This is a genomic window from Nonomuraea sp. NPDC001684 (assembly GCF_053596515.1).
This window is the reverse complement of sequence record NZ_JBSFGJ010000388.1, coordinates 1-8,838: the sequence shown is the minus strand read 5'-3', so window position 1 is coordinate 8,838 and position 8,838 is coordinate 1. Positions and strand designations below refer to the sequence as shown.

9 protein-coding genes are annotated in these 8,838 nt (G+C 66.2%); 5 read left to right on the top strand and 4 right to left on the bottom strand.

What is annotated here, in order from left to right:
* Window positions 1-70: 70 nt before the first annotated feature.
* The 3 genes from ACWCSD_RS40775 (at window position 71) to ACWCSD_RS40765 (ending at window position 2,390) form a co-directional block, all read left to right on the top strand.
* On the top strand, window positions 71-1,450 hold the full coding sequence (locus ACWCSD_RS40775) for a sensor histidine kinase (RefSeq protein ID WP_397160826.1): 1,380 nt from the start codon (window positions 71-73) through the stop codon (window positions 1,448-1,450).
* On the top strand, window positions 1,447-2,088 hold the full coding sequence (locus ACWCSD_RS40770) for a response regulator (protein ID WP_387683407.1): 642 nt from the start codon (window positions 1,447-1,449) through the stop codon (window positions 2,086-2,088). The genes ACWCSD_RS40775 and ACWCSD_RS40770 overlap by 4 nt, the downstream gene beginning before the upstream one ends.
* A 158-nt stretch (window positions 2,089-2,246) precedes the next feature.
* Window positions 2,247-2,390 (top strand): hypothetical protein, encoded by a 144-nt coding sequence (locus ACWCSD_RS40765; protein WP_397160824.1) that lies wholly within the window; start codon window positions 2,247-2,249, stop codon window positions 2,388-2,390.
* A gap of 22 nt (window positions 2,391-2,412) precedes the next feature.
* Here ACWCSD_RS40765 and ACWCSD_RS40760 read toward each other — a convergent pair whose 3' ends face one another.
* A complete protein-coding gene (locus ACWCSD_RS40760) occupies window positions 2,413-2,628 on the bottom strand; it encodes a hypothetical protein (protein WP_449922910.1) in 216 nt (71 codons plus the stop codon).
* A gap of 1,074 nt (window positions 2,629-3,702) precedes the next feature.
* Window positions 3,703-4,032: a transposase gene (locus tag ACWCSD_RS40755; RefSeq protein WP_449922907.1), complete on the bottom strand. Its 330-nt coding sequence runs from the start codon at window positions 4,030-4,032 to the stop codon at window positions 3,703-3,705.
* Window positions 4,033-4,684: 652 nt separating this feature from the next.
* Between ACWCSD_RS40755 and ACWCSD_RS40750 the strand changes: the two genes are divergently transcribed.
* Complete coding sequence (locus ACWCSD_RS40750; protein WP_358291838.1) at window positions 4,685-5,182, top strand: DUF402 domain-containing protein; 498 nt, start codon at window positions 4,685-4,687, stop codon at window positions 5,180-5,182.
* 786 nt (window positions 5,183-5,968) lie between these two features.
* Here ACWCSD_RS40750 and ACWCSD_RS40745 read toward each other — a convergent pair.
* The gene (locus tag ACWCSD_RS40745) at window positions 5,969-6,424 is read right to left on the bottom strand and encodes a hypothetical protein (RefSeq protein ID WP_449922904.1); all 456 of its coding nucleotides are present in this window, start codon (window positions 6,422-6,424) and stop codon (window positions 5,969-5,971) included.
* A gap of 121 nt (window positions 6,425-6,545) precedes the next feature.
* On the opposite strand from ACWCSD_RS40745, the gene ACWCSD_RS40740 reads away from it, so the two are divergent.
* On the top strand, window positions 6,546-7,211 hold the full coding sequence (locus tag ACWCSD_RS40740) for a hypothetical protein (protein WP_449922901.1): 666 nt from the start codon (window positions 6,546-6,548) through the stop codon (window positions 7,209-7,211).
* Window positions 7,212-7,713: 502 nt separating this feature from the next.
* Here ACWCSD_RS40740 and ACWCSD_RS40735 read toward each other — a convergent pair.
* Window positions 7,714-8,838 (bottom strand): enolase C-terminal domain-like protein (locus ACWCSD_RS40735; protein WP_449922898.1); only part of this gene is annotated, 1,125 nt, incomplete at its 5' end.

The window sequence follows — 8,838 nt, the reverse complement described above, 5'->3', positions numbered from 1 at the left end:
CACGGTTCGAACTTGAAGGTCAGACCCTGGGTTGACGTGCTCAGCTCGGCGAGATGCTACCGTTCAACTCGTGAACGAGAACCATCCCTTCTTCGCCAGGCGTTGGAGCCGCGGTCAGCTGATCGTGCTCGATCTGGCAGCGGGGCTGGGGTTTGCGTTCGTGTTCGTCACAGCAGCGGTCACCGCGCCTGGGATGCCGCCGTGGTTGAAGATAGCCCTCCCCTGCGGGTTGGGCCTGCCTTTGGCGGTGCGAAGGCTGTGGCCTGTGCCCGTCTTCTGTTTCACCCTGACGCTCGCCGTCTTCGCAGTTGCAGTTGACGTGGTGGGGTACGCCTGCATCGCACCGGCTTATGCGATCTATATCGTGGCGATGTCCGACAGGTTCGGGGCCGTGCTGCCGTCCTCGGCCATCGGTGTGGTCAGCATGATCAGTGTCTTCGGGCTGGTGGTCGCAGGCGGCGCGCCGCGCGGGGGCACGCCAGCTTGGCTGGTGCACATCGATCAGCCGCTGGTCGGCATCGCCGCGCTCGGTGGAGCCTGGACCATCGGTCGGGCCGTCCGGGAACGCAGGTTGTACGCCGCTCGTGAGGCCGAGCGAATGGCCGAGCATGCAGTGACGCAGGAACGGTTACGCATCGCGCGGGAACTGCACGACGTCGTGACTCACAGCGTGGGATTGATCGCGGTCAAGGCAGGCGTGGCCAATCATGTGCTGGCGAACAGGCCTGAAGAAGCACACGACGCCTTGCGTGTGATCGAGACCGCCAGCCGGAGTGCTCTGGTGGAGATGCGCCATCTTCTAGGCATGCTCCGTTCGACCCAACTGCCAGATCTTGTTCCCGTTCCGGGTATCGCGGGCCTGGAGGGTTTGGTGGAGCAGGCCAGGCAAGCTGGGGTCGAGATCGACCTTGATCTCCGGATCGGTGGAGATGAGGCTGGCCAGGAAAGTCCAGGTCTGCGGGGGCAGGCTGAAAGCACGCCACGGGGACGGCCAAAACCGGGGCCTGGCGAAGTAGGTGGGCCTCTTGATGGGGAACAGGCCATGCCGTGGACCGGTGACCGTGTGCCGGATGAAGGCTTGTTCGGAGGAGTCGTCGCCCCGAATGAAGTGGGGGGACGACGAGGAGGGGGTCCGGCGCAGGCAAGACGGTTGCCCGATGGCGTCGAGCTGTCCGTGTATCGCATCGTGCAGGAGGCACTCACGAACGTGGTCAAGCATGCCTCACCGACCCGCTGTCAGGTCTCTGTCGTGACGGACGGGGGCGAGGTGCGGATCGAGGTGGTTGACGAGGGCCCAGGAAGACGGGTGTCGCCCGGGGACGGCTCCGGCCACGGACTGATCGGGATGCGGGAGCGGGTCATGATGTACGGCGGAGTTTTTGAGGCGGCGAGTCTGCCTCGACGAGGGTTTCGTGTCTTCGCGCGTCTGCCGTATCAGGAGGTGTCGTGATCAAGGTGGTCGTTGCTGACGATCAAGCTCTGCTCAGGGGGAGCTTCACGATGCTGGTCGACTCCGAGCCTGACATGACAGTGGTGGGCGAGGCGTCAACCGGTGCTGAAGCAGTGGCGGTCGTCTTGGAGCATCGACCCGATGTGGTGTTGATGGATGTTCGCATGCCGCACATGGATGGCATCGAGGCGACTCGGCGTATCGGGGATGTCTCTCGGGTTCTTGTAGTGACGATGTTCGACCTGGATGCGTATGTCTACGACGCGCTTCGGGCCGGTGCGAGTGGATTTCTCCTTAAGGACACGCCGCCTGCTGACCTGCTCGCTGCTGTTCGTGTGGTTGCGAGCGGTGAGGCTTTGCTGGCGCCAACGGTGACGCGACGCTTGATCGAGGAGTTCACGAAGACCCCTGTGGCGCAGCGGCCACAGGGGTTGGACAGGGTGACGGAGCGCGAGAGGGAAGTGCTGCTGTTGATCGCTCGTGGGCTGTCCAACGGGGAGATCGCTGATCACTTGCAGTTGAGCTTGGCCACCGTCAAGACACATATCGGCCGCTTGCTCGCGAAGTTGGATGCTCGTGACAGAGCGCAGTTGGTCATCGCGGCGTACGAGAGCGGGTTGGTTTCTGCAAGGCGGTGATTCAAGCGGGCCTGGATCGCCCAGTGCTCAATGCTTCTCTGGTCGTAAGGGATCTTCACGAGAGGCGGATTTCGTAAGGCCGGGGTCGAGACTTGGGGAAGCCGATCCGTGCGTATTAGGCGATCGTGCGTCGCCGGTCGTATGGAGGAGGACCCGAGATGTCCGCTGACGTCTTTGCAAAGGCGAAGAACGCACTCAACTGGCTCATCGGACACCTCGTCGACGCGCAGACCGGGACGCTGCCCCATGACCGGCTGGAGGAGACCATCACCGAGCAGGGGCTTGATCGCTTCAGTCGTTGAAACGAGCTACATCTTGTCCGGTTCAGACACGGGAATTGCGGCGCCGTACGATCGCGTCGCTGATCTGCTGTGCCGCTTCCAGTTCGGGCGCCACCCAGCGCAGGCCAGTGTCTTCCGCCTCCGCCGGCTCGAGGATGACCTGCGGCAGCGGTTCCTCGTCCACGCCGGACCGCCACGTGGCCGGGTCGGGCCGCTCCGGCAGATGCCGGAATCGGTTGTTCTGCGCCTCATCGCTCACATTAAGAGGTGACGGTCCAAACCTCCCCGAAGTTCCTCGCTGGCGCATGAACTTCGGCACACCCACGAGGCCCACGCTCGTGGAACCGCTCACTCCAGCAGAGCCGCACCGTTCATGATTTGGGCTTCTGGGCAGTCGGCCGAGTTTCGGCGGCGGGGTTCAGGGGGCCGGGGGAAGCATTGTCTGCCGGGTGCGTGGCAATCGTCCTTGATCGATTCTCGGCTGGTTCGGGCCTTATGCGAGGCGAAGGTGGGGCGTAGGTACTGATCAGGCTCGATCATGGCTACGCGGCGAAAACGCGGGCGACGTCTCCGCCGCTGAGGGTGCTTTTGGTTCTCGCTTCAGGGGGCGGTCCTGGGGCGATTCGCGTCAACCGAGTCGGGGGCAGTGGGTTCGACCAGGAGGTGTGTTCGTCGACTGTGTCGGCATCGACGGGCGCCGAGGGGAAAGTGTTCCGGCGTAGGGGAGCCGGGGCGGCGGGAGGGGTTTCCGCTGGAGCCGCGTGATGTCGGTGCCGAGGCGTGTAAATGCATGCCTGGTTTCGGGGAGGTGCGGCTGAAGTCGTTGGCCGATGGCTCGATGGGGGCAGCAGGCAGGGGCGGCGTGAGCGGCATGGGGGCGTACTGAGGATGGACATGCTGGGGTGGGTTACAGGGTCTGTTTGGTCGTGATGGAGGCGGTTGTGCCTTCGGGGGGCTCACGCGCTCGTGGGGCTTTGGTGTGAACATCGATGGTGGGTTTGTGCGGCATTGCATGACCCCAAAGGAGCGGCCCGCGCGGGCACAGGTGTAGGGGTTGGTGCTCGCGCGGGCCGGAATGGGGGAACTGGTAGGTGCCCGCGCGGGCAAAATGGAGGGGGATTCTATGTGCCCGCGCGGGTGTCTATGGGATCCGGTATCGGATCGATCTGTCCTACTTGAACAGGTGGGTGTGGAGCTGTTCGCTGTTTCGGCTTGCTCAGGGTGAAGATTACTAGTCGGTGGCCTAGTTGTGGTAGCGAATTCTTATCTTGATGCTGGTGGGATGGCGAAGGTGGACGGTTTGGTGCGAGTGGGGCCAGGTGCTTTTTGCGCCTTAGGTGCAATTGTCGCGAATTTGAGGGGTTGTCTGGTGGGATTTGAGTCTTTTTGAGGGTTTCGGGGTGTGCGGGTTGATGGGTGGTTGGGTGATGCTCTGGGGGAGAGGGGCTTCTTTGGTTTGTGATTCCGCTAGGACCCGTGCCCATGTTCCGTCCTCGGTCCAGCGTTCGTAGCAGGTTTGCCAGGGGTCGTAGCATTTTGGGATTTCTCGCCAGGTCGATCCGGTCTCAAGGCGCCAAAGGATTCCGTTCACTACTTGCCGGTGTTCACGCCAGGGGCGGCCAGGGCCCGCGGCGGACGGGAGTAGGAGGCGGTCCGGCCCCATGCTTTATCGGTCAAGTCGCTACGTGTTGCCACGGCTCACTATTTAAGCGGGATTCGAAGGGCCTGATGGGTTGATAAGGCTACTTTGTGGCATCTGGCGTGCGGTTGTAGAAGTTCCTCGGGGATTGCTTGAAGTGGAAACGGATAGAGCTGGCTGTGGGTGATGCGGTTCTGCTGATGCATGATGGGCTTTGTCCTGATGAGGGCGTGACTGTTTGGATTGATGTGACTTTCCGGCGGGAGTAGAGCGTGCTGGCGTTGGTGTGGCGCGAGTGGGCTGGCGCTGGACCGGTTGGGAGTACGGGGCGCTCGTCGTTGTGGTTCGCAGGTCAGAAGTCTGAATGTGCTCGGTGTGGACTTTGAGTTATGGACGAGCTGTATTTCTGCTTCCAGTGCAAGTCCCTCAGAGGTCTCAGAGGTCTCGAGGGTAGTCGGGAGTGGCCGCTGATGGCTGGCTCGTCTTCTAGGAGTGGGATAAGGGGAAGGTCCATCGACTCTGGGGAGTGTTGAGTGGCTTGAGGCATGTGCTGTGCGGACTGAGTCTGTGGCGAAGGCACGGTTCCAGGGGCTGGGAGAGGGCGGGCTGAGGAGGGGAGGAGAGAGGTGACCTCTCGGTCCTCGTGGTGGGGGGCGACGAAAAGTAGATTTGTTCTATGAGTGATGTACGGGTGGTGTTTCGGAAGTACGGCGGGGCGTTGCACTGGAACCATCCGGGCACGGTGCTCGGAGATGATCAATACGGGGTTTGGGTGGCCGTGCCCGGAGGGACGGTTGCCCGCAAGGGAGATGGGCCGGCCATCACCTGGGACAACCACGCGATCATGCTGTTCCCGCGGGATGCCTGGTGGACGGCATCGTTCAATGCGGCACCGCATCGCACTGAGGTCTATGTGGATGTCACCACGGTTCCCGAGTGGCGGGATGACGAGGTGACCATGCTGGATCTCGATCTCGACGTGATCAGGAAGCGGGATGGGCGGCTCATTCTCGACGATGAGGACGAGTTCGCCGAGCATCAGGTGGTGCTGGGGTATCCGCCGGAGTTGATCGCCGGGGCGGAAGCGAGCGCGCGGTGGCTGATGGACGCGGTCGGGGCTCGAAGGGGGCCGTTCGGGGGAGCGCACGTGAAGTGGCTTGCGATGATGGAATGAGTGCCGTCGGTTCGGGTGGTGGGCGAAGTGGGGCGGCGAGTTCGGGCTTGCGCCGACGGCTGACACGGCGGGGTGCGTCGGGTGGCGGCTGGCGCTGGTCAGGTGGGTGACCTTGGGTTCCGGACGGTGATGGTGATGGGTGGCGGGGGAGCACCTGGTCTGTGGTGGGAATCTTGCGCCCGTTGAGGTGCGGCGGGTTGCCTGTGTCATGGCGTGCTGTTGGAGAGCGGCTGGTTGTGGCTTTCTTCGCTCGCGCTGGTAGGTGAGTGTTCGCCCGCCTACTGCTGCGCCAAGGCGGGCAATCGATGATCGTGGCAGGGCGGTCTGCGACCTTCGCCAGGTGGTCGATCACGCTGGGGGGTCGATCGCCGCTTGGGGCTTCGGCTCCCAGGGCGAGCTATCAGCGACCTCGTGCGGGCTCTCCGGTGTGAATCCGAAGGCTTGGAGATCGACGCGTGCCTGGTGCATCGCTGCTCTCTGCGACGGTGGCTCGTTCGCGACAGAGGCATCGGCGGGTGAGGAGTGAGGCACCGCTGGGTTGGTGTCTGTCCGTCTGAGGGTGTGAGGTGCCGGGTCACGGGGCGGCGCTACTGATCAGGTGGTTCCGTGTCTCGGTGAGTTGTCGGCGGCTGCCCTGTTGGTGGTGAGGCGTGGGGCTCGCTGTGGGCTGCGCTGTTGGTGGTCTCTTGGGAGCTCAGGGCCCGCTGTTGGCTCGGTTCGGAACGGTGATCGGTCAGTGGTTCGTGGTCGGGCTTCGGGGGGCTGGTGCAGGCCGTTGGAGTGCGGCTACTCAAAGAGGCGGAGCGTGGTTGCGATGGCGGAGAGGCGATGGGGGGACGCCAGGCCTGCGTGGTAGAGGTGGAACTCTGAGGCGCCGGCATCGGCGTACATGCTCAGTTGTTCGGCCAGGGCGGCTGCGTCGGCGGGGCGGGGTGGGAGCGTCAGGACGTAGGCGCCTACTCGTTGGCCGGGCGTGCAGAGGTTCGCCAGGGCTGTGAGGCGGGCGGCGTCGGTGCGGGTGTCGCCCCAGCAATTGCCCACGAGGACGTTCAGGTTCGGGTCGCCCGAGGGGAGGGCGGCGAAGGCGCCGGTGGCCCATGGGTTCGGGTCGGCGTGCAGCGTGATGGGGATGTTCGGCGCTGTTCGCCGGGCGGCTGAGATGAGGCGGTGGCGGAGGGAGGCCGACAGCCCCACCCGGGTTGCTCTTACCTCGTCGGCGAGGGGGCCGAGGGCGAGGTCCATCGTGTCGATGGGGTGGTGGGGGGTGGGATGGCCGGTGGTGTCCGAGGTGGTGGGGGTGGGCGCTGGGCCCCCTGACGCTCGGGGCGCCGAACCTCGGGCTTCTGGGGCTCGGTTCTCTGAGGTGAGGGGCCGTGAGGGTGGGTTCTCTGAGGTGAGGGGCCGTGAGGGTGGGTTCTCTGAGGTGAGGGGCCGTGAGGGTGGGGTCTCTGAGGTGAAGGTCCGTGAGGGTTGGACCTCTGAGGCTTGGGTCCCTGAAGTGGGGGCCTCTGAGGGCGGGGTTTCTGAGGTTGGCCGACCGGAAGCCGGCGTCTCCGAGGCTGAGAGCCCTGGAGCTGGGGTCTCCGCGGCTGAGGGCCGCGGGGGTGGGGTGCCCAAAAGCGGGGTGCCAAGGCACGCGGAGCCGGGGCCTGGGGAGGGGGGATTCGGGGGGTGGGGGGCTCGGGAGACGGCCTGTGCGCTGCTTGAAGCTGCGGGCGGCACGCCTTTCGAGCGTGTGGCCGCGGTGGTGTCGGCTTGGGACAAAGAGGTCGCGGTGGGGGCGGTTGGGGGAGGAGAGGTCGCGGTGGAGCTGGTTGAGGTGTCGGCAGACGAAGGGGCGTCGGCTGGGGGGTTGGTTGAGAGGGGGATGGTGGTGGAGGGGGGCTTGGCGGTGTCGATGGTGGTGCGGACTTGTGCGGCGGTTTCCGGGGGGTATCGAGGGGCGCAGGTGGTGCAGAAGCACAACGAGAGGAGGGCGGCGTCGGTGGGGGTCCAGTCGGCGCCGGACGTCTTCTCGTGCACGCCCTGATGCCCGAACCCCATCGGCCCGCACGCCTCCAGGATCAGGCCGTCCGGTTCGGCGAGGGTGAGGATCTCCGTGACGAGGGCCTCGCAGTACGCCAGGACGTCCTCGTGGGCGGGGCAGAGCGCGTACGGGTACGGGTCGCCGAAGGCGTTGCGCACGACCACGTCGGGGAACCGGGTTCCGAGGTAGGAGTTGTGCGTGAGGACGGCCCAGGCATGGACCTTCAGGCCGGCCTGCCGCAGGGCCGTCTGGGCCTGGAGGTAGGCGTCCGGCGGGGTCCAGGTGGGGGCGGCGGGGACCAGGCGGGACCAGGCATGGGGGCGGATCGGCAGGTAGAAGGCGGGATGGGGGACGTCCAGGACGCGGTGTGCCGGGTGGTGCGGCGTTGCGGCGCGGGTGGAGTGGTAGCCGGCGGCCAGGGCGATCGTGTCGACGCCCAGCTCGGCCAGGCGGGCGGGGGCGGCCGGGTCGCCGACGACGTCCCAGGGGTAGACGTAGGCGACGTTCACCAGCGGGGGATCTTCGCGGAGAAGGAAGGTTCGATGCGCCGCATGTAGGTCGTGTCGTCGCGGGCGCGGAGGCCGCAGGTCTCGTACTGCTCGTGCATGACCGCCAGCGCGTCCCGGTCCAGTTCGACGCCCAGGCCCGGGCCGGTGGGCACCGGTACGGCGCCGTCGACGAAGCGCAGGCTGCCGGGGAGCACCACGTCCTGGCCGTCCTGCCAGGGGGTGTGGGTGTCGCAGGCGAAGGTCAGGTTCGGGGTGGCGGCGGCCAGGTGGGTCATCGCGGCCAGGCTGATGCCGAGGTGGGAGTTGGAGTGCATCGACAGGTCCAGGCCGAAGGTGCCGCAGAGGGTGGCGATGTGCGCGGATCGTACGAGGCCGCCCCAGTAGTGGTGGTCCAGCAGGAGCACGCCGATCGCGCCGGCGGCGATGGCGGGCGGCAGGTGTGCGGGGGTGACGACGCACATGTTCGTGGCGAGCGGCATCGGGACGGCCCTGGCCACCTCGGCCATGCCCGCGATGCCCGGCGTGGGGTCCTCCAGGTACTGGAGGGCGCCGTCGAGTTCGCGGCCGACGCGGATGGACGTCTCGACGGTCCAGGCGGCGTTGGGGTCCAGGCGGAGGGGGACGCCGGGGAACGCCTCGTGCAGGGCGCGGATGCCGGCGATCTCCTGGTCGGGTGGCAGGACGCCGCCCTTCAGCTTGATCGAGGAGAAGCCGTGCTCCTTGATCAGGAGGGTGGCCTGCGCCACCAGGGCCGCCTCGTCGAGGGCCGGGCCGAAGCGGTCGGGGTCCGCGCCGGGGTGGCCCGCCCACTTGTAGAACAGGTACGCGCTGTAGGGGACGGCGTCGCGGACGCGCCCGCCGAGCAGGTCCACGAGGGGCACGCCGGCCGCTTTGCCGCGGATGTCCAGGCAGGCCACCTCGAAGGGGGAGAAGACCCGGTCGACGCTCTTCTCCTTGGTGGCGACGCCGGTCAGTCCGTGCAGGTCGGTGACGACGTCGCCGACGGTGGCCGCGATGCGGGCGTACATCTCGTTGGTCGCGTGGACGTCGAGCCCGAGCAGGACCTGCGCGCACTCGCGGACCTTGGTGAGGTGGCCGAGGTCGCCGTAGGTCTCGCCCAG

Bases quoted from the DNA above. Each gene is read 5' to 3' on its own strand.
- ACWCSD_RS40765 (WP_397160824.1), top strand. From the start codon at position 2,247: ATGTCCGCTGACGTCTTTGCAAAGGCGAAGAACGCACTCAACTGGCTC.
- ACWCSD_RS40755 (WP_449922907.1), bottom strand. From the start codon at position 4,032: ATGGGGCCGGACCGCCTCCTACTCCCGTCCGCCGCGGGCCCTGGCCGC.
- ACWCSD_RS40750 (WP_358291838.1), top strand. From the start codon at position 4,685: ATGAGTGATGTACGGGTGGTGTTTCGGAAGTACGGCGGGGCGTTGCAC.
- ACWCSD_RS40745 (WP_449922904.1), bottom strand. From the start codon at position 6,424: ATGGACCTCGCCCTCGGCCCCCTCGCCGACGAGGTAAGAGCAACCCGG.